Source organism: Mariprofundus ferrooxydans PV-1 (genome assembly GCF_000153765.1).
Lineage (GTDB): Bacteria > Pseudomonadota > Zetaproteobacteria > Mariprofundales > Mariprofundaceae > Mariprofundus > Mariprofundus ferrooxydans.
The window spans coordinates 63,638-83,577 of record NZ_DS022295.1 but is presented as its reverse complement, the minus strand read 5'-3'; the positions used below and the strand labels follow the sequence as shown (position 1 = coordinate 83,577).

The following is a 19,940-nucleotide window of genomic DNA, read 5'->3' as shown; positions in this document are numbered from 1 at the left end:
GCGTCCTCACATGTACTCCTCTCATAGTTATACAGAAAATCCCACCCGGACAGATCAGGATGCGTGACTTTGTCACAAGATATTCAGGATGGCAACCGGCGAATTACCAATATTTAAATTGCATCACCATCGCGCTCACCGGTACGAATCCGGATCACCTGCTCAACCGATGAGACGAAGATCTTGCCGTCACCAACCTTGCCTGTTCTGGCCGCATCACAAATAGCCGCCAGGGCCTCTTCCAGACGTGAATCATCAACAATGACTTCAACCTTGACCTTGGGCACAAAATCAACGACATACTCGGCACCGCGATATAGTTCGGTATGCCCCTTCTGGCGACCATGTCCCTTCACCTCGGTAATCGTCATCCCGTCAATTCCCTTTTCGCTCAGGGCATCTTTCACATCATCGATTTTAAACGGTTTGATCACTGCTTCGATTTTTTTCAAAATACACTCTCCCTCATATCAAACTGGAATCTGCTTCTCAAGACTATGAACAGATGGCGCAGAAGGCAAATTTACTCAGAGTCAGAGCCATCTGTAAGTATATTCCATGATTCATGCTTCCGAAAGATGCTCGACACCGCGCTGATTGCCAACGCAACCCGCGTATCTGATACTCAACCTTTACGGCCTCTGATACGGGCCCGCATCCGCACAAGCCAATAGAGACTCTCACCCTGTTGCGCGAATTGCCCTTACTCCCGGAAGCCGTGGGTGATCGGATAGCGTCGGTCACGCCCGAATGCGCGCTCGGTAATTTTCACACCCGGTGGTGCCTGACGGCGTTTATACTCGGCCAACTGTAACATGCGCACCACCCGTTTGACTTCCGCTTTATCATAGCCGCGCGCAGCGATTTCATCTACACCCAGCCTCTCTTCGATGCTGGCAGTGAGAATCGCGTCCAGCACGTCGTAATCAGGCAATGAATCCGAATCCTTCTGATCCGGCCTGAGTTCCGCCGACGGCGGTTTGGTGATGGTGTTTTCCGGAATCACTTCACTATCCCGATTCAACCAGCGACACAGGGCGAACACCTCTGTCTTGTAGACATCCTTGAGTACAGCAAAACCGCCTGCCATATCACCGTACAGCGTGGCATAACCGACCGCCATCTCCGATTTATTACCGGTGGTCAGCACCATGCGACCTGTTTTATTCGAGATCGCCATCAGAAGCAAACCGCGCATGCGCGCCTGAATATTTTCTTCAGTGACATCCGGCTCCGACTTGCCCCAGCCGGCAAAGGTTTCAGCCAGTATCTGCTCGACAGTATCAACACCGGCGGCAATCGGCAGTGTAATCGCATCCATACCCAGGTTTTCCACCAGCGCCGTGGCATCGGCAAGCGAGTGGTCACTCGAATAGCGGGATGGTAACAATACCCCCAACACATTTGCCGCCCCCAATGCATCCACGGCAATGGCAGCGGTCAGCGCTGAGTCGATACCGCCGGACAACCCGATAACCACCTGATGGCACCCATTGCGCAGCACATAATCAGATACCCCCGTCACCAGAGCCTGATACATCTGCGCCAAAGACTCCGAAAGTGGCGCAATATCCGTCTGACCTACAGCCGCCAGATCCACAACCGTGCCCCGGCACTCAAACAGCGGTGCGCGCATGATCAGGTGTCCGGCTGCATCGACAACATGAGAACCGCCGTCAAACACGATCTCATCCTGTCCACCCACCGGGTTCACATAGACCAACGGCGTGCTAAAGCTGATCGCCCGCCGACGCACCAGTGCTTCCCGCTCACTCTGTTTACCGACATGAAACGGTGAGGCATTCAGGTTCAGCCAGACATCGCAGCACATCGACTGCTGCCTGAGAGCCAGCTCATCGTGCCACAGATCTTCGCATACACCGACACCCACGCGCCACGCATTAACATCAAACAAACACTGCTCGCCATCTCCCGGCTCAAAATAACGGCATTCATCAAATACGCCGTAATTGGGCAAAAACTGTTTGTCATAGATACCGAGCAACTTGCCGTGCTGAGCCAGAAACACACTGTTTCTCAACACTTTGCCGAAGCGGCGCGGAGAACCAAACACGACACAGGTATTGCGACTGGCTTTGATAATCGCGTCCACTGCGGCATCAACCTCATCCATGAATGACGGCCGCAGCAACAGATCTTCGGGCGGATATCCCGTGACAACCAGTTCAGGCAGAACAACAAGATCGCACAACTTCGCTTCCGCCTGGGTCATCGCATCATGAATCAGGCGGACATTTCCGCAAACATCTCCGACCCGCGGAGCAATCTGGGCTACGTATATTCTCACGTACTGGCCTCCATGGCAGCAGTATCAGGATAGACCGGTACAAACATCGCATCCCCGTAAGAGTAGAAGCGGTAACCTTCCTCTCTGGCATGCGTATATGCTGCCAGCACACGCTCCCGCCCGGCCAGTGCAGACACCAGCATAATCAATGTGGATTTGGGCAGGTGAAAGTTGGTCAACAGCGCATCTACCATATGAAAAATGGTAACCGGGTGTAATAAAGATGGAAGTGCGGTCCGAGCCGGCCAGCAATTCACCACTTGCGCCAGCTGCTTCCAGCGTTCTCAGGCTGGTCGTTCCAACCGCAACGATACGTCTGCCTTGTGAGCGAGCCATATTCACGAGTGTCGCAGTCTCCTCCGGCACAATATACCCCTCTTCATGCATGACATGCTCATCGAGATTCTCTACCTGCACGGGCTGAAACGTACCGGGGCCGACATGCAACGTGACATGCGCGAACACCGCCCCTGCCTCTTCCATCGCTGCCATAAGCTCCGTCGTCAGGTGCAGGCCGGCAGTCGGTGCCGCCACAGCGCCGGCATGACGGGCAAACACGGTCTGATAACGTTGCTTGTCCTCTTCACTGTCAGGCCGGTTGATATAGGGCGGCAACGGCATATGACCATGTGCTTCTATCGCAGCCGGCACATCGTCTGCCAGCAAATGCACAAGAATATCCTTGCCATCGCGTGACAGCACCAGGGCGGAAAAGGTATTGGTAAAGGTAATCACTGTACCGGCTTTCAACGGTTTGTTGGACTTGCCCCAGGCGCGCCACACATCGGTTTTATCACTCGGCTCAAGCAGCAGAACCTCAACCTTGCCACCGCTACTCTTCTGACCGATCAGACGGGCGGGAATTACTCTGGTATCATTCACAACCCAGACATCGCCGGGTTCAACCAATTGTGGCAGATCACGAATCCATCTGTCAGTAAGCTGCCCATCCTCTCCGGATAGAGTAAGCAGGCGGGAGGCATCCCGTTGCCGTAGCGGCTGACTGGCAATGCTCTTCTCCGGCAGATCAAAATCGTAATCACTAACTCGCATGGTGGCGAACCCTACTCAGCCCATCTGGCAATGGAATATCAAAGGCGATCAGTTTAAAGCCATACCCATGGCTTTAATCTATTTGATGTGAGGCCTATCGCGCCGCATTAAAGCCATACCCATGGCTTTAATGCGGCTTGCTAATGCATGACTTCGTAAAGAACCGATTTCAGCGCTTTGGCCTTGAACGGCTTTTGCAAAAAACCATCCGGCCTGTCGCCGGCAATCAGTTTACCTGCCTCAACTTCCGAATAGCCGGAAACCAGTATGATCGGCACCGTTTTGTCAATTTCACGCATACCAAGCATGGCTTCCGCCCCGCCCATAACGGGCATGGTCATATCCAGCAGCACAGCCTTCAGATGATCGTGATGCTTTCTGAACTGCTCAACACCTTCCCGACCATCATCCGCGGTCAGTACATCAAAATCAAGCTTCTCGACAAAACTGGCGGCAACCGAACGCACGCGCAGGTCATCATCAACCACCAGCACCGAGCCTGCACCGCGCCATGCTTCAACCTCCACAGTCGTCACCATCTGCTCTTTAACACTCTGCTCGGTCGACGGTAGGTACACACGGAAAGCCGTACCCTTACCGGGAGCGCTGAACAACTGAATAGCACCATGATGACCCTGCACGATACCCAATACGGCAGACAGCCCCAGACCGCTCCCTGTCTCTTTGGTGGTATAAAACGGATCAAATATTTTCGTCTGCGTTGCCGGATCCATCCCGATACCGTTATCGCGCACTTCGATCACGACATATTCGCCTTCGGGCAGTTCTGCACCATGATACAATTTATCCAGCGCTTCCCGCTGCATGTATCTGGCACCGCTGGAGAGCTTGATTTCACCCGTCTCAGTACCAATAGCATCCGCTGAATTAACAATAAAATTCAGTATCAGTTGCTGAATCTGGGCCAGGTCGCCTTCAACTCCCGGTAATCTGGGGTCCAGTTTTATTTTCAATACGATATTATCGCCAACCGATGCCCGGATCAATTTACCCATAGAGCGAACCATCTCGTTGATATCCAGCACTTCCAGCTCATAACTGCCCTTACCGGCATACGCCAGCATCTGCTTGCACAACTCGGAGGCATGGTCACAGGTACCGACAATATTTTCGATATAGGGATCGGCTGGTGATTCACCTCCGATCATATCACGAGCCAGTTCGGCATTACCCATAATCGCCGCCAGCAGATTATTAAAGTCATGGGCAATGCCACCGGCCAGCACACCCAGCGACTCCAGACGCTGGGCATGCTCCAGTTGCGCCTTGAGTTCATTATGTTCCTGATCGAGCTGCCTGCGTTCACTGGTATCTTCAGCTGTAACCAGAAAGGCGGGTTTACCATCCACGACAACCGGCCCCCCCTGCAACTTCACGGTGATCTCATCCCCGTCCCGGCGTATTAAACGTATCTCCTCCACCGGGGCAGGTCGTCCTGTCTCCGACATATGACGAATGCGGTCACTTACCTGCTTATGATCATCGGGGTGAATATAATCGAAAACAGATGTACCGATCACATCCTCAGCCCCATCTGCTGCCAGTAAACGGGCTCCTGCAGGATTGCAATAGATCCAGCGTCCATCCCTGTGAACGGCAATAGCGTGTGGCATCACATCGAGCATAGCCCTGTGGTTACCCCGGTTTTCACTCAGTACATGCTTCTCATGCTTCAGCAGTCTGGTTGTATCATCCAGCAACTCATCCTTAAGCCGCGCCACCCGTTCCATTGACTGGGCGGTAAACAGGGCAATCATCGTAAACGGTACATAAGCCAGGCCGATATAAAGCAACTTTAGCCAGTCAAAATCAGGGCTGAAAAAACTGACTGCAGCAATCAGGGCCGCGTAGAGCAGGCTCCATATCAATCCGGCCCGTGTGCCGGCAACCATGCAGGCAATGAACGGAATTCCGAAGCTCCAGATAAAACCGATACCGGACATACCGCCGGCAAAAAACAAGGCAGCGAACAGTATAACCGGATGCAGGATGAACAGGTTTTTTAATATCGCCAACGGGCCATCAAAACGGTTCCACACAATAAGTGCGGCGAGCGTTGCAACCATGATTAATTCGACTTCAGCTAACAGGGTAAACCCGAACATCAGGTTGACCGCACCGAATGTTCCTACAAATACGAGCGCCACCAGCAGGCAGCGCCCGAGCATTTGCTTTCCGACAGTAGTTACGTCTGCATCAGAAGAGTGCATGCTCTTATTTACCTCCGCGTATATTTTATAGCAGACGCGCTGTTTATCAACAACTTACGTCAGGATCCCTGCCATAATTTCCCGCAACCTGTCCGGTGAGTACGGCTTCTGCAGAAATCCGGCCAACCCCTTATCTGTGAAACGACTGGTAGCCTCTTCCTCATTATAACCGCTGGATAACACAACCTTTACACCGGGGTTGATGCGACGCAGCTCACGAAAACATTCGGAGCCGTCCATTTTCGGCATCGTCATATCCAGCAATACCGCCACAATGTCAGCGGCATGTTGACGATATACATCAACAGCATCGCGTCCGTCTATTGCTGTCAGCGTGCCAAAGCCCATATCCCCCAGCATCATCGTGGCTATCTCTCGGATAGTCTCCTCATCATCGACGACCAGAATCACACCTTCACCAAACCGGGCATCATCTGCGTGTGTCACATCATCCACTGTATCGCTCACAACAGCTACCGACTCCAATGCCTGCAACAACATGTTGAATGTCGCACCCTCTCCTGGTTCGCTGTACATCCGCAGTGCGCCGTGATGGCCACGTACAATATCAAGAACCGCACTCATACCCAGGCCCGACCGGTAAATTTGGTTGTAAAGAAAAGATCGAATATCTTTTTCACTTGTTACCGCATCCATACCACAACCGGTACCGGAAACTTCCGGATAAACATATCGCCCTCTTTTGAGCTGGTCGCAGATGAGCGAACTATTCAGATATGCGACATCGGCATGCATCACGCCACTTCCGAATGAGATAACACCGCTCTTTTCACCGATAGCCTCATTGACATTAGTAATCAGGTTCAACACCACCTGCTGGTCTGGGCCGCATCAGCTTTCACCATGCTTTCTCTCCCCGTCGCTTCAGCGAGGCATGAGGGATCATCGCCATTACGCGCATATTCACTCGCATCACCACTCGTACTGTGACCGTAAATATGCCTGCTGTAAACGCCTGACGCAAAAAAACAGGCCCGACGTAAACGCCCGGCCTGTTCATAATAACTGCGCAGCAGAAAAACGATTAGCGAATCGTTTCCACTCCGGCCGGAGTCCCCATCAGGACCACATCCGCGCCCTGATGCGAGAAGATCCCGTTAGTCACCACGCCAGGTACGCTGTTAAGTTCATCCTCCAGAGCCCGCGCATCGGTGATTTTCAGGCCATGCACATCAATGATGAGATTGCCGTTATCGGTGATAAAACCATCACGCAGCACAGGGTTACCACCCAGCTTTCTGGCTATACCGGCTACCAGCTCACGCGCCATCGGGATCACTTCAATCGGCAGAGGGAATGCGCCCAGACAGTCCACCCGTTTGCTTTCATCGACGATACAGATAAAGGCATCGGATGCTGCAGCGACAATCTTTTCGCGCGTCAGCGCACCGCCGCCGCCCTTGGTCAGATTCTTGCCCGCGTCAAACTCATCCGCACCGTCAATGTAAACAGAAAGCGAAGCCACCTGTGTAAGCGCCTCATTCAGATCCAGCACCGTAATACCATGCCCTGCCAGACGCGCGGCTGTTGCTTCAGAACTGGCCACTGCACCGATAATGTCACCCTTCATGCTCGCCAGCGCATCAATAAACATATTCGCCGTAGAGCCGGTGCCGACACCGACAATGGTGCCTGGCTTAACATATGCCAGCGCAGCTTCCGCCACTTTCTGTTTCATTTCGTCCTGGGTCATCTCCCCCTCCTTCAATATTAAAAGTGCAGACTAACCTGATCATCTGCTGTGAGCAAAAGCAAAACAACAACACAACAGGTCCCGGTACTATTTCCATTGTTGGCATAAACTCCTAGGCTCAACCCCATGTTTGCATCCATGACAATCGGGGATATCGTCCTAAATGCGCTGCTTGCCGTCGGCATACTGCAGTTGGCATGGTTTTCCGTCATGCTGCTGCGGCGCGGCGTACCACCAGCCTCGATTCAACATGCCGTCATGCCACTATTGACGATCTGGATACTGATGTGGCCGGTTTACAGTGACAGCCGCAGTCTGTGGATAGGGCTTGTGACACTTATATTCACCTCAGCACTGGCTGCGTCATTGAATGCTCCGTTCTGGCAGCACTTGCGACTGGCCTGGACGGCGAAACCGCTGGAAGTAGAGATGAGAATATATCAGGGCATCGTACTGCCGCCACTGGCCTACCCAATCATGACGCTGTTCGTTGCCTCCATATGGTTTCGCAACATCCCCGAATTCGGGTTCGGCCTGGCTCTGTGTCTGTGCCTGGCCTTTCCGGCTGCCTACTGGACAGATTATCTCGGTCAACACATGCCCCGCATGCTAAAGCTGGGCTTCCCCGCCCACCCTGAACAGACACTGGTCGGCCATCTGGTATTAATCATCATCTGCATTGTGCTGCTGTGCTGGAGTCTGCACATCTACCACGGAACCGACTGGCAGGCGCTGTTCATTGCCACGCTGATCACCGCCCTGACAGCCTCTGCCACCCGCGCCCTGATTCCCGGCCAGTGGTATGCACCAGCCGCTGTTCTGAGCATGGGTTTTGTCATGTGGGTACTGTAGCACAACTCCCCTTCGCGCCTGCTCGCATCCTCAACACTCCTCTCCATCTGAACTTACCGCCAGATGGTGAGCCCGAAACACAATCAAGCCATTCAGCCGCACAGTTTTTCACACTACTGTTAAAAAGATTCCGAACGGCCCCCTCCCTTTACCATGGAAACTTCACCGGCTATGCTGTCCGGATCATGGCGGGCAGAGAACACAAGACCCGCAATTATCGGACGGTTACATAGAGGATGGTGATGCCCTCTGCTTCGCGGCACCGCTGCATCTGCCAGATCCTGAGATTAACCGGGCCGGAGGAACGCTTAAGATGAAAATGACAAAACTACTAATCATGGCCATGACCCTCTTTGGTTTCTGCGCACTGGCAACACTCACACATCCCGTGTTTTCCCCGGTTAGCGTGGCAGGCGCGGCAGAAGATTGGCCGGCACTGAAACTGAAAAAGCCGGCCAAGCTGCATGCTTCAGCTTCAGCCGCCTCCACAGTCACCGAAATTGTCTGGAAAAATGAGATCTGCATCTGGCTGGACAAGCGGGATGTCTGGGTAAAGGTACGCATGAAAAAGAATGGTCATGTTGGCTGGATTCACCAGAGTTATCTGGCACCTGCCATCACCACTGCTACGGTAGCAAAATAAAGTCGCTATTGCCTGTCAGTCGTAAAAGCGAATATCAGAAGCCGAGCCCAGCTTCCGCCAACGGCGGCATAGGACACTCAAGCGCATCGCACACAGCACGCAGCATCTCTGTTTCACGCACAGACACATGCCCGTCGGCGATAACAGCTGCTGCACAGGATGCAACAACCTGTTGCTGAATGGAGGGCGCCGCATCACGCAGATGATTCAGTGACGCATCCAGCCGGGCCATCGTACAGAGATCAGCCCGCGGCATCGGCTCCTCCACTGCTCCTGCAACCTGCTCCATAGCCTGACGGTAAATCTTTGCCGGCTGCACATGACGACCCAGGCGCACCAGCATTGCGACGACTACCCCAAGATCGGCCACTACCGCCTCGACCCCTAACTGTTTATTGGCTGCCGGTTGCACGGCTTCAAATGCTGGAGCCAGATGTCTGAGCAGCATCCGGTGCAACATATATTCACGCATGCTCAGTTGCTCATTCGCCTTGATCAGCAATTTTACATTTCCCCTGAATATGCGGTACTGCATGCCCGACAACTCTTTTAAAGCCGGCATCAGCAGCTCCAGCAGTGGAATACGCAAGTCCGGGTCCAGCCCTGCTATCAGCGGTTGAATATCCAGCAACTCACTAAATACGTCTGCATCCGCTTTCACCTGCAAGGCATCCAGCTGCTGCCTGCGCAGGCCGGTATCTTCATCCAGCAACATGGCATAGACAATCGCACGAGCGGTAAACGGGTCACGGGCAAAATGGCGTAACCGCTCAGGCAATCGGACAAGCAATCCGGATGCCCGCCCCGACTCAATCTGTCCGACAGAAGCTATCGCCTCCGAACGTGTGGTCGCCTTTTGCGATGGCTGCACGGGCATCGCTTGCTCAGGCATCGCCAGCTCCGATACGGCCAACTCCCGGATGACCCGACTGCGCTCCACAGCATCGACAGGTGGCAACACGCCCCTGAAAGTGGGGTCCAGTCTGCGGATGCGCTCCGTCAGCGGCGGATGCGTAGCCCACCACTGTGCCTGCCCGTTTTTCATGGCATCGCCAAAAAAGAAATGACTGGCCTGCTGGGCGGCCGGATGAACTACACGGGAGCCGGACTGGCAACCGCCGATCAGCTTCAGCGCCCCGGCAATTCCGGCAGGGTTACGGGTAAATTGTACCGCTGCCGCATCGGCGAGAAACTCCCGCTGACGGGATACAGCACGCTTGATCAAATCGGCAAAAACCGCACCGATCGTACCCGCCAGAAACAGCAGAAATCCGATGGCCAGCACAGCCGGGTGCGTGCCCCGCTCACGGCTGGAGTAGGCAATAGTGCGGCGGGATGAGAGCAACATAATACCTGCATCGGAGATCAGCGTAACACCGAACAGCAATCCCATCAGCCGCATCTTCAAACGGGTATCTCCATTAAGGATATGACTGAATTCATGTGCAATGACGCCCTGCAACTGATCCCGGTCGAGCAGGTCCAGCGCGCCCCGGGTCACGGCAATGACGGAGTCTCCCGGGGCAAAGCCTGCGGCAAAGGCGTTGATACCCGATTGTTCAAGCAGGTAGGCCGGAGGAACCGGCACACCTGATGCGATGGCCATCTCTGCGATGATATTCAACAATCGACGCAGTAGCGGATCACTCGTCGCAGAAGGGATACGTGTACCGCCGAGCAGTTCGGCCACGGCACGGCCACCACCCTGCTTCAGGCTGTGCAGGCGATACCAGCTGCCACCGCCAATCAGCAGCAGCGTCAAGCCACTGACCCAGACAAACAACATCGGATTCCACAGTGTATACACTGAGAAGAATTGCTGCTGCCCCTGAAAAAACTGGGCAATGAAGAGCCCGGCCGTTACTGCCAGATAGACCGCAAGCACAATCAACACTACGGCCACGGCGAACAGCATCACCAGCCGACTGGTCTGCCGCCTTGCCTGCTCCTGCTGACCGAAGAAATCCACCATAGAGCGTTCCCGGGTGTTAGTCCGACACGGTCGATGTCATGTAAAAACAGATGCAATCACAAAACCACAAAGCTGTAATTTTACACTGACTTCCGCCGGGTGCTGTTTGCACCGCTTTCAGAAGCTGACCTTAACAGCTTCACGTTCAGCTGGTTTCGCCAGCTCCCACAGTGCCGCCTCACTGAAACCGAAAAGGCCGGCAAACAGCACATCGGGGAATGACTCCCGCCGGGTATTGTAGAGCATGACCTCATCGTTGTAGGCCTGTCGCGAGAAGGAAACACGGTTTTCCGTCGAGGTCAGTTCCTCAGATAGCTGTGCCATGGTTTGATCCGCTTTCAGATCCGGGTAATTTTCCATCACGGCATTGAGATTGAGCAGCGCCCCGCTCACTGCCGCTTCGGCTCCTGCAAGCGACTTCATCGCCATGGCATTACCCGGGTTATCGCCGGCCACCTTCATGGCAGACAATGCGTGATTGCGCGCCTGAATCACCTGCTCAAGCGTCTCATGTTCGTGTTTCAGATAGGCTTTGGCTGTCTCAACCAGATTGGGAATCAGATCGTAACGGCGTTTGAGCTGCACATCTATTTGCGCGAAGGCATTCCTGAATCGGTTACGCAACCCCACCAGGCGGTTGTAAATCAATATGACGTATACCACCAACAGCACGATCGCCACCAATACAGACAATAAAACAGTCATCATTCATCCTCCCTCCTTCAACATGTTCACACCGCGCTTGCCTTCACTCTGCACTGACCTGCGGTGAATGATCTCCATCAACTTCAACAACACGATAAAGCAAAGCCGCGCCGGCAGCAAACAGTATCACAATTACCAATATTGATATGCGGGCGCTGCCGGAGAGCATACTGGCCATTCCCATCATCAATGGGCCCAGCACAGCAGCAAACTTGCCCAGCATATTGAAAAAACCAAAAAACTCCGCCGACTGGTGCGATGGTATCATGCGGGCGTACATGGAGCGGGACAAGGCCTGAATACCGCCCATCACCAGGCCGATGGCTGCAGCCAGCCAGTAAAAATCGACCGTATTCTCCATTGTTGAACTCCAGATACAGACCGCAGCATACACCCCGATACAGATCAGCAGCACACCTTTACAGCTCCAGCGCTCTCCCAGCCAGCCCAGCGCCAGTGCCGATGGAAAAGCAATAAACTGCGTCATCAACAGTGCCGTCATCAGTACAGCTGCATCAAAACCCAGCGCCAGACCGTAGTCCACGGCCATCCGCGCCACCGTGTTAACACCATCGATATAGAGGAAGTAGGCCAACAAAAACAACCATACCTGCCGGAGAGAGCGCAGATGACGATAGGTATCTCCCAATTGCGCAAAACCATCCCGCGCGGCTTTGCACCAGTGTACTGACTCAGCCCCTCCTGCTTCCCTGACATGATAAGCCAGCGGCAATGTAAACAGTGCCCACCAGAGAGCAACCGAAAGAAAAGACCAGCGTATTGCCTCCGCCTTACCCGCCAGCATGAACCAATCCGGATGCAGGGTCATCACCACATTCACGGCAAACAGCAAGCCGCCTCCCAGATATCCCAGCGCATATCCCAGTGATGAAACCCGGTCAAACTGGTTACGTTCGGAGACATCCACAATCAGGGCATCATAAAACACATTGGAGCCGGAAAAACCAATTGCACCAAACGAAAAAATCACCACGGCCCATACCCACTCGCCCTGCCCCACCAGAAACAGCGCTGCGGTCATCAACACACCCAGCGTGGTAAAACTCAGTAGCATGCGCTTTTTCAACCCGCCCTGATCGGCCATCGCACCCAGCACTGGCGCCAGCAGTGCAATCAACAGGCCGGATACGGCATTGGCCAGCCCCAGCCAGAATGTGCTCTCGTTGGCACTTAAACCGGTCGCCCAGAATTGTTTGAAAAAAACCGGAAAAAAACCGGCCATGACCGTCGTCGTATAGGCGGAGTTGGCCCAGTCATAAACAGCCCATGACCATCCGGCTTTTGTGATTGTTCTCATGCGGCATGAATGTAGTTCAAAGATATCCTGCTGACCAGCATCATGAATCGAGGCCATTGCGTCATTTCGGCAGCATACACATACATATTCTTTGACTTTTACTACCCTTTTGTGCTAACGTCGTAACAAATATCGCACAAGCTTCCTGCATGGGAGAAGTGAAATGAGGCAGCAATTTAAATTCCACATATTGGCGGCAACACTCTTTCTGATGATGATGCCCTATAAATCCGTAGCTGCTGCGCAACAATCCCACCACTCGATACGCGATCATACCAGCAAACAATTACAGAAGAAGCTGGACCAACGCATCAAGGCGTTGCACCTCTCGCGTGCGGTAAAAGAGAAGCGACTGAATCTGGTACTGGTTGATATCACGAACCCGGATGCCCCCAAGATGGCTCAAGTCAACGGCGACCAGATGATGTATGCCGCCAGTCTGCCGAAAATCGCCGTACTGCTGACCGCCTTTGAGCTGATCAAGCAGGGTAAATTGCCACTGAACCGGGAAACACGCGATACCATGACCCGCATGATCCGCTATTCATCCAACAAGGATGCCACCGCCATGATTGATATGGTCGGCAAGGATTATATCAATACGGTAATGGAATCGCCCAAATACCGTCTCTACGACCCGAAACACAATGGCGGATTGTGGGTCGGCAAGGAGTATGCCGGTACGGCACCATTCCATCGCGACCCATTGCACAACCTTTCGCACGGCGCCAGCGCCATGCAGGTTGCCCGATTCTATTATATGATGCAGACCGGTCAGCTGGTTTCACCCCGCTATTCCGCCGAGATGAAGGGCATCATGGCCGATTCGGGCATCAACCATAAATTCGTCAAGGGACTGGATGCCATGCATAACCCGGATATCCGGATGTATCGGAAATCCGGCACATGGCGTGACTGGCATGCCGACAGCGCCCTGATTGAGCACGGTGGGCATCGTTATATTGCCGTTGCTCTGGCACATGACCCGAAAGGCGGTGAATGGCTGAAAAATATCATTCATGAAATGGATGATATTATCGTTGCTCAGGCACCCGTCGCCCGCGAACTGGCTCAGGCCGATATTACACAGCCTGCCACAACGGCAGAGACACCACACCTCTGACAACAAGACATCTCCACCGCACTTTTTTTACCTTTGCTACTCGCTGGCTGGCAGATTTCAGCTGAGACCAAAGCGACGCATGGCGTTGGCTGTTGTCTGCTCCGCCAGAGTCGCCAGCGATACGCCGCGGACTTCAGCCAGACATTCCGCCACATGACGCACATAAGCCGGCTCATTGCGCTTGCCACGCATCGGCATGGGTGCCAGATACGGCGCATCGGTTTCGATCAACAGCATATCATCCGGCACCTGACGTGCCACCTCACGCAACTCGTCATTGCGTTTAAAGGTTACATTGCCGGAAAAAGAGATCGACATCCCCATATCCAGCGCCTGCTGTGCCGCAGACCAGGATGAGGAGAAGCAGTGCATAATCCCGCCACAACCAGCTATATTTTCCTGCCTCAGAATATCCAGTGTTGCCTCATCCGCATCCCGCATATGTACAATAACCGGCTTACTGACCTTATGCGCCGCACGGACATGCGTGCGAAAACGTGTCTGCTGCAGAGCCGGATCGACATGATGACGAAAAAAATCCATCCCCGTCTCACCAATGGCCACACAGCGCGGATGCGCAGCCAGACGGATCAATTCATCCTCTGTCGGCTCAACATCCACCTCATGATTCGGATGCACTCCGACCGAAAACCAGACGTTATCGCGAGCCGCAACCAGCGCTTCCAGACGCGGTGTTTGCTCCAGCTCCACCGACACGGCCAGCACCCGCGTCACACCCTGTTCACGCATGCGCTCAAATACGGCATCCCGATCTTCATCGAAATGATGAAAGTCCACATGACAGTGCGAATCAAACAGCGCGATATCCGACATGCTCACGCCTGCATCAATGCCTGCAGATGTGCCAGCTTCACATATTCGAGATCTGCCAATCCGTGCGGATTAGCCAAAACCTCGATCGCACTGCCCGGCTCGCCGAATTCAGACACCACCAGATCTGCCCCGTCGAAATCCTGGGCACGGGTATAATCATTAACGGTAACAACACAATGCAGGCCTGCTGCCTGTGCGGATTTCCAGCCATTACCTGAATCTTCCAGCGCCAGCGTATTGCCTGCATCCACACCCAGCTGCTCCATTGCATAGGTATATATGTCCGGCGCTGGCTTTTTGGCAGGCACAATATCTCCGGCGGCAAGCACGGCAAAACGGTCAAACCATTCACGGCCCAGGGAGTGCTCAATCAGTGCATCCAGCGCTGACGGTGTTGTCGTTGTAGCAACACCCAGCGTGATACCTGCCTGCCAGGCCTCTTCCAGCAGGCGTCGCACGCCGGCGCGCAACGGGATACGACCTTCGGCAATCAGCTCCTGATAATGCGCTGTTTTGCGCGCATGCAGGCTGGCAATCTGATCATCCGGCATATCTCCCATGCCACCGCGTTCGATATCGTAACGGATACGCTCCTTGCCGCCGGTCACCTTCAACAATTCACCGTAGGTCGGCACATCCCATTCGCGTGCATGGCCAGCTTCATCAAAAGCCATATTGAACGCGACCCTGTGACCATCACGTTCGGTATCGGCCAGCGTGCCATCCACATCCCACAATATACATTTCAGTTCCGGCATCATTAGCCCCCTGACAAGAATTTTCCGTCCTGCTATCATCGCCTCATGACTGAGATAACAACCCCGGATTCGGTGCGCAACCCTGAAACAGAAACGGCTGAACCACAACTGCAACCGCCGCCGATGTTTCGCATCCTGATGCTCAATGATGACTTTACCCCGATGGATTTTGTGGTTGACGTACTCATCCGTTTCTTTCACAAATCGGAAGCAACGGCAAATCAACTGATGTTACAAATCCACCTGGAGGGTCGTGCCATGTGCGGAATCTATCCACGCGATATTGCCGAAACCAAGTTACAACAGGTTGAAGCCGCCAGCCGTACCAGCGGCCATCCCTTGCGTTGTATCATGGAAAAGGATACCAATGACCCAAATGGATAATATCTGCGTTACAGGCCAGTATCAGGGTCAGACCGGAAAGCATGAACTGGCACAGATATTGCGTCGTTTATACAGTGAGGTGCAACCATGGGAATACTGAGTGAAGAGCTGGAAGAAACACTGAATGACACATTCCGCAATGCCCATATCCGCCGCAATGAATTCGTCACAGTCGAGCATTTGCTGCTGGGATTGCTGGACAACCCGAATGCACTGGGCGTACTGCTCGGCTGCCGTGCCGATGTCGAGAAACTGCGCACCGATCTGAACCAGTTCATTCGTGAGCATGTCGCCACCCTGCCCGAAGAGGCCGGTGAAACGACAGCGAGCATCGGTTTGCAACGGGTCATCCAGCGCGCAGTCATGCAGGTACAGGCCTCCGGCAAACGCGAAGTGACCGGTGCAAATGTACTGGTTGCCATCTTTTCCGAGAAGGATTCGCACGCCGTCCACTTCCTCAACAGGATGGGTGTGACACGCCTGGATATTGTCAGCTTCATGGCGCATAACGCCATGCGCGATGAACCGATTCCCAGTGAAGCTGACATGCAGAACCCCTCCATTGAAGGCGGCGCTCCCGCTACTGACAAGTCCCCCTTAAGCCAGTACTGCATTAACCTATCCCAACGTGCCAAAGATGGAAAAATTGATCCCCTGATCGGCCGCAACGAAGAACTCAGTCGCTGCATTCAGATTCTGTCACGCCGGCGTAAAAACAATCCCCTGCTCGTTGGTGATGCAGGAGTGGGAAAAACGGCTATTGCCGAAGGTCTGGCCCTGCGCATTGAACAGCAACAGGCGCCCGAGGTCATTGCTCACGCCACCATCTATGCGCTGGATATGGGAGCATTGCTGGCCGGCACCAAGTACCGCGGTGACTTTGAAGAGCGGCTGAAAGCCGTGCTGCAAGCCTTGCAGCAAAAGGATCAGGCGGTGCTGTTTATTGACGAAATCCACACCATTATCGGTGCCGGCGCTGCCAGCGGCGGCACGATGGATGCCTCAAATCTGCTCAAACCGGCTCTGGCCAATGGCGAGTTACGCTGTATCGGTGCAACCACCCATCAGGAGTTTCGTAACCTGTTTGAAAAAGACCGCGCTCTCTCCCGCCGCTTTCAGAAAGTGGATGTGCCGGAACCGAGCGTGGAAGAAACCATCGAAATTCTCAAGGGACTCAAATCCGGGTTGGAAGCCCACCATGCAGTGAGCTACAGTCAGCCTGCCATAGAGCAGGCAGCAAAACTGGCCAAACGCCACCTGAGCGAACGACGACTGCCCGATTCCGCTATTGATGTACTCGATGAGGCTGGCGCCGCGATGCGCATGAAGCCGGAAGACAAACGTCGTGTGCGCATCAATGTGCATGATATCGAGAGTATGATTGCCTCCATGGCCCGCATTCCGCATCAGCAGGTCAATGCCAGCGACCGTAAACAGCTGGCGCATCTGGATCGCGACCTGAAACTCTCCGTATTCGGTCAGGACAAGGCCATCGATCAGCTGGCAGCCAGTATCAAGCTCTCCCGTGCCGGTCTTGCACATCCGGAAAAACCGATAGGCTCCTTCCTGTTTACCGGCCCCACCGGCGTCGGCAAAACAGAGGCGGCGCGTCAGCTGGCACGCATTATGGGCGTAGAGCTGATCCGCTTCGACATGTCCGAATATATGGAGTCCCATACCGTCTCCCGCCTCATCGGTGCGCCTCCGGGCTACGTCGGATTTGATCAGGGCGGCCTGCTGACCGAGGCCATCAACAAGAATCCGCACGCCGTACTGCTGCTTGATGAAATTGAAAAAGCACATCCGGATCTGTTTAACCTGCTGTTGCAGGTCATGGATCATGGTACGTTGACCGATAACAACGGGCGGGTTGCCGATTTCCGTCATATCGTACTGATTATGACCAGTAATGCCGGCGCATTTGAAATGCAACAGAACAGCGTCGGGTTTAATCCACAGCCACGCCAGGGGGATGATGATGCTGCCATCAAGCGCATCTTCACGCCGGAATTCCGTAACCGCCTGGACTCCATTATCGGCTTTGCACCGCTCTCCGAGGAGATCATCCTGCATGTTGTCGATAAAATGCTGATTGAACTGGAGACCCAGCTGCTGAACAAGAAGGTGGAACTCGATGTAACACTGGAAGCCAAGCAGTGGCTGGCCAAACGTGGTTACGACCCACTGATGGGCGCTCGTCCTATGGGCAGACTGATTCAGGAGCATATCAAGAAGCCGCTGGCTGATGCTATTCTGTTCGGTGCGCTGCAGAAAGGCGGCATCGCACGCATTGAATGCAAACAGGATGAGCTTGTTGTGCATCATGACGAATCCATACCTGCATGAGTGATGGCATCAACAACAAACCAGCCAAACCGATAAAGCAGTATACCGATACCGTCACCCATGCAGACAGCGCCAACATGCATATCGATATGCAGGCTATCGGCGTGGTTAAAAGCAGCTACCGGGAGCGTTTTGCCACACCGCGCCAACCCACGCTGGATCAGCCTGAAACAGCGGAAATCCATCTCAATGCAGGCATGAATTTTGAACAGGCGCTTACCGACCTGGATGGTTTCTCTCATATCTGGGTGATTTACTGGATGCATCTGAATAACGGCTGGAATCCAACTGTTCTGCCCCCCAGAGGACCGAAGCAACGGCGCGGCCTGTTTGCCACCCGCGGCCCGCACCGGCCGAACAGCATCGGCCTCTCTGCTGTACGTTTAATACAGATCAAGGGACGCATCCTGACGATCGAGGGTCACGATATGCTTGATGGCACTCCCGTGCTGGATATCAAACCCTATATTCCCTATGCCGATATGATCGCAGATGCCAGCAGCGGCTGGCTGGCAGACGTCGGACTGGTCGAAGCTGCGGGAGCATCAACCCCATCCCGAACATGACCGGATACCGGAGAGTGCGACACCCCGGATACGACACGTGCCTGATGCAGCCGATCAGGATAAGCTTCCCACTGAGACAACCATGACCGGAGACGCCTGCTATGACAGACAAAAAAACAGACGGCGATGATTTCGCGCTCAACCACCTGGACGAAGATGTGCCCTACGATCCTTTATACGATGAGTCGACCGACAACGATGTCACAACGTCTCTCATTGACGAATCACTGACAAACGCCCCTTTTATTCCGGAGCCCGGGAATGAGGTCAGCCCCTTTGCAGCATGGGATAAGAGCACATCACCGGATTCCGCTGAACGCAGAGAACCCAGGGTCGGATCACATGATGATCGGACAGCGGCATCAGCGGACCTGTTTGCACACGACAGCGCAGAGCCGGGCGACCATGACCACCTGAACCAGCAACAATCCCCGGCGATGGATAATGAGTCTGAGCCTGTCAGATTCGATATGACGCCGCACGCTGCTGACAACACGGATGAGCCTTCCCCCCTGCAGCAGCGCCTGCCCATTATTCTGGCTGCATTAGCCATGCTCTTCTCCCTACTCGCCATTGCCCTGCATCTGGGCGGGTCGGGGGATGCAAGCCCGACAGCTGATATCGAGAACAGTTCGCGTATCCAGGCTCTGGAACAGCGGCTCTCATCACAGGAGCAGCTGAGAATACAGCAAAAGCAGGCTTTTGAGACTCAACTGAACCATCTGCAAGAGCAGGTCATCTCACTCTCCGGGATGATCACAGCCCTGCCTCGCAAACAACCGACCGTCACCGCAAAAACCATTACACCGAAAGCATCAAGCGTGGCAAAATCATCCAAACCTACCGTTACACCGGCGACCAGCCACCGTGGGGAATGGGTGATTAATATCGTATCACTGGATTCGCTCTCTGCTGCAAACAAGGAACAGTCACGGCTCCGGAAACGCGGTCTAAGAACAGAAGTAGCAGAGATCACCGTTCATGGCCGAACCTGGTACAGGGTGCGTTCGCAAGGATTTGTCAGCAAAGAAGCGGCAGACAGGTACAAACAAACCCTCGCCTCCAAATATGGCATCAAAGATGCTTGGACACAGAAACTTTAACCGGCTCTGCTTCCTGTAACTCCGATAAAT

The 19,940-nt window shown here is 54.0% G+C and carries 18 protein-coding genes and 1 pseudogene; 7 read left to right on the top strand and 12 right to left on the bottom strand.

Annotated features, from left to right (window positions below):
* Positions 1-113: 113 nt before the first annotated feature.
* The 7 genes and pseudogenes from SPV1_RS07190 to rpiA all read right to left on the bottom strand — a co-directional run bounded on the left by SPV1_RS07190 (position 114) and on the right by rpiA (position 7,306).
* Positions 114-452: a P-II family nitrogen regulator gene (locus tag SPV1_RS07190; RefSeq protein WP_009850484.1), complete on the bottom strand. Its 339-nt coding sequence runs from the start codon at positions 450-452 to the stop codon at positions 114-116.
* A gap of 251 nt (positions 453-703) precedes the next feature.
* On the bottom strand, positions 704-2,308 hold the full coding sequence (locus tag SPV1_RS07185; RefSeq protein ID WP_040881736.1) for an NAD+ synthase: 1,605 nt from the start codon (positions 2,306-2,308) through the stop codon (positions 704-706).
* Positions 2,305-3,361, bottom strand: a pseudogene (gene queA / locus SPV1_RS07180) (tRNA preQ1(34) S-adenosylmethionine ribosyltransferase-isomerase QueA). Before queA ends, SPV1_RS07185 begins: the two are co-directional and overlap by 4 nt.
* A 140-nt stretch (positions 3,362-3,501) precedes the next feature.
* Complete coding sequence (locus tag SPV1_RS07175) at positions 3,502-5,592, bottom strand: hybrid sensor histidine kinase/response regulator (protein ID WP_231288336.1); 2,091 nt, start codon at positions 5,590-5,592, stop codon at positions 3,502-3,504.
* Between the two features lie 54 nt (positions 5,593-5,646).
* Positions 5,647-6,423 (bottom strand): ATP-binding response regulator, encoded by a 777-nt coding sequence (locus tag SPV1_RS07170; protein ID WP_407942744.1) that lies wholly within the window; start codon positions 6,421-6,423, stop codon positions 5,647-5,649.
* A gap of 28 nt (positions 6,424-6,451) precedes the next feature.
* Positions 6,452-6,613 carry a hypothetical protein gene (locus tag SPV1_RS14310; protein WP_155806652.1) on the bottom strand — a complete coding sequence of 54 codons (162 nt, stop codon included), beginning with the start codon at positions 6,611-6,613 and terminating at the stop codon, positions 6,452-6,454.
* A gap of 24 nt (positions 6,614-6,637) precedes the next feature.
* Entirely contained in the window at positions 6,638-7,306 is a 669-nt protein-coding gene (gene rpiA, locus SPV1_RS07165) for a ribose-5-phosphate isomerase RpiA (RefSeq protein ID WP_009850477.1), read from the bottom strand.
* Between the two features lie 126 nt (positions 7,307-7,432).
* Between rpiA and SPV1_RS07160 the strand changes: the two genes are divergently transcribed.
* Complete coding sequence (locus SPV1_RS07160) at positions 7,433-8,158, top strand: hypothetical protein (RefSeq protein WP_009850476.1); 726 nt, start codon at positions 7,433-7,435, stop codon at positions 8,156-8,158.
* A gap of 313 nt (positions 8,159-8,471) precedes the next feature.
* Positions 8,472-8,801, top strand: coding sequence for an SH3 domain-containing protein (locus SPV1_RS07155; protein ID WP_040881735.1), 330 nt, complete (start codon positions 8,472-8,474; stop codon positions 8,799-8,801).
* Positions 8,802-8,835: 34 nt separating this feature from the next.
* On the opposite strand, the gene SPV1_RS07150 is transcribed toward SPV1_RS07155, so the two are convergent.
* The 3 genes from SPV1_RS07150 to SPV1_RS07140 all read right to left on the bottom strand — a co-directional run bounded on the left by SPV1_RS07150 (position 8,836) and on the right by SPV1_RS07140 (position 12,796).
* Positions 8,836-10,773, bottom strand: coding sequence for a M48 family metallopeptidase (locus SPV1_RS07150; protein ID WP_009850474.1), 1,938 nt, complete (start codon positions 10,771-10,773; stop codon positions 8,836-8,838).
* 117 nt (positions 10,774-10,890) lie between these two features.
* Complete coding sequence (locus SPV1_RS07145) at positions 10,891-11,481, bottom strand: LemA family protein (RefSeq protein ID WP_009850473.1); 591 nt, start codon at positions 11,479-11,481, stop codon at positions 10,891-10,893.
* Between the two features lie 40 nt (positions 11,482-11,521).
* Complete coding sequence (locus SPV1_RS07140) at positions 11,522-12,796, bottom strand: MFS transporter (protein ID WP_050754747.1); 1,275 nt, start codon at positions 12,794-12,796, stop codon at positions 11,522-11,524.
* A 163-nt stretch (positions 12,797-12,959) separates the two neighbouring features.
* On the opposite strand from SPV1_RS07140, the gene SPV1_RS07135 reads away from it, so the two are divergent.
* Positions 12,960-13,919 (top strand): serine hydrolase, encoded by a 960-nt coding sequence (locus SPV1_RS07135; protein ID WP_009850471.1) that lies wholly within the window; start codon positions 12,960-12,962, stop codon positions 13,917-13,919.
* Positions 13,920-13,976: 57 nt separating this feature from the next.
* Here SPV1_RS07135 and SPV1_RS07130 read toward each other — a convergent pair whose 3' ends face one another.
* Together SPV1_RS07130 and SPV1_RS07125 are read right to left on the bottom strand one after the other, a co-directional pair.
* Complete coding sequence (locus tag SPV1_RS07130) at positions 13,977-14,753, bottom strand: TatD family hydrolase (protein WP_009850470.1); 777 nt, start codon at positions 14,751-14,753, stop codon at positions 13,977-13,979.
* 2 nt (positions 14,754-14,755) lie between these two features.
* A complete protein-coding gene (locus tag SPV1_RS07125) occupies positions 14,756-15,511 on the bottom strand; it encodes an HAD-IA family hydrolase (protein WP_040881734.1) in 756 nt (251 codons plus the stop codon).
* A gap of 45 nt (positions 15,512-15,556) precedes the next feature.
* On the opposite strand from SPV1_RS07125, the gene clpS reads away from it, so the two are divergent.
* The 4 genes from clpS to SPV1_RS07105 all read left to right on the top strand — a co-directional run bounded on the left by clpS (position 15,557) and on the right by SPV1_RS07105 (position 19,910).
* Complete coding sequence (gene clpS, locus SPV1_RS07120) at positions 15,557-15,895, top strand: ATP-dependent Clp protease adapter ClpS (RefSeq protein WP_009850468.1); 339 nt, start codon at positions 15,557-15,559, stop codon at positions 15,893-15,895.
* 93 nt (positions 15,896-15,988) lie between these two features.
* Positions 15,989-18,241 (top strand): ATP-dependent Clp protease ATP-binding subunit ClpA, encoded by a 2,253-nt coding sequence (gene clpA, locus SPV1_RS07115; RefSeq protein ID WP_040881891.1) that lies wholly within the window; start codon positions 15,989-15,991, stop codon positions 18,239-18,241.
* Positions 18,238-18,807 carry a tRNA (N6-threonylcarbamoyladenosine(37)-N6)-methyltransferase TrmO gene (tsaA, locus tag SPV1_RS07110; RefSeq protein ID WP_009850466.1) on the top strand — a complete coding sequence of 190 codons (570 nt, stop codon included), beginning with the start codon at positions 18,238-18,240 and terminating at the stop codon, positions 18,805-18,807. The genes clpA and tsaA overlap by 4 nt, the downstream gene beginning before the upstream one ends.
* A gap of 101 nt (positions 18,808-18,908) precedes the next feature.
* Positions 18,909-19,910 carry an SPOR domain-containing protein gene (locus tag SPV1_RS07105; RefSeq protein WP_009850465.1) on the top strand — a complete coding sequence of 334 codons (1,002 nt, stop codon included), beginning with the start codon at positions 18,909-18,911 and terminating at the stop codon, positions 19,908-19,910.
* Positions 19,911-19,940: the final 30 nt, after the last annotated feature.

What these genes read in the sequence shown, in the direction of transcription:
- SPV1_RS07175 (WP_231288336.1), bottom strand. Translation starts at nt 5,592, where the DNA reads ATGCACTCTTCTGATGCAGACGTAACTACTGTCGGAAAGCAAATGCTC.
- SPV1_RS14310 (WP_155806652.1), bottom strand. Translation starts at nt 6,613, where the DNA reads ATGAACAGGCCGGGCGTTTACGTCGGGCCTGTTTTTTTGCGTCAGGCG.
- rpiA (WP_009850477.1), bottom strand. Translation starts at nt 7,306, where the DNA reads ATGACCCAGGACGAAATGAAACAGAAAGTGGCGGAAGCTGCGCTGGCA.
- SPV1_RS07160 (WP_009850476.1), top strand. Translation starts at nt 7,433, where the DNA reads ATGTTTGCATCCATGACAATCGGGGATATCGTCCTAAATGCGCTGCTT.
- SPV1_RS07155 (WP_040881735.1), top strand. Translation starts at nt 8,472, where the DNA reads ATGAAAATGACAAAACTACTAATCATGGCCATGACCCTCTTTGGTTTC.
- SPV1_RS07150 (WP_009850474.1), bottom strand. Translation starts at nt 10,773, where the DNA reads ATGGTGGATTTCTTCGGTCAGCAGGAGCAGGCAAGGCGGCAGACCAGT.
- SPV1_RS07145 (WP_009850473.1), bottom strand. Translation starts at nt 11,481, where the DNA reads ATGATGACTGTTTTATTGTCTGTATTGGTGGCGATCGTGCTGTTGGTG.
- SPV1_RS07140 (WP_050754747.1), bottom strand. Translation starts at nt 12,796, where the DNA reads ATGAGAACAATCACAAAAGCCGGATGGTCATGGGCTGTTTATGACTGG.
- SPV1_RS07135 (WP_009850471.1), top strand. Translation starts at nt 12,960, where the DNA reads ATGAGGCAGCAATTTAAATTCCACATATTGGCGGCAACACTCTTTCTG.
- SPV1_RS07130 (WP_009850470.1), bottom strand. Translation starts at nt 14,753, where the DNA reads ATGTCGGATATCGCGCTGTTTGATTCGCACTGTCATGTGGACTTTCAT.
- SPV1_RS07125 (WP_040881734.1), bottom strand. Translation starts at nt 15,511, where the DNA reads ATGCCGGAACTGAAATGTATATTGTGGGATGTGGATGGCACGCTGGCC.
- clpS (WP_009850468.1), top strand. Translation starts at nt 15,557, where the DNA reads ATGACTGAGATAACAACCCCGGATTCGGTGCGCAACCCTGAAACAGAA.
- tsaA (WP_009850466.1), top strand. Translation starts at nt 18,238, where the DNA reads ATGAGTGATGGCATCAACAACAAACCAGCCAAACCGATAAAGCAGTAT.
- SPV1_RS07105 (WP_009850465.1), top strand. Translation starts at nt 18,909, where the DNA reads ATGACAGACAAAAAAACAGACGGCGATGATTTCGCGCTCAACCACCTG.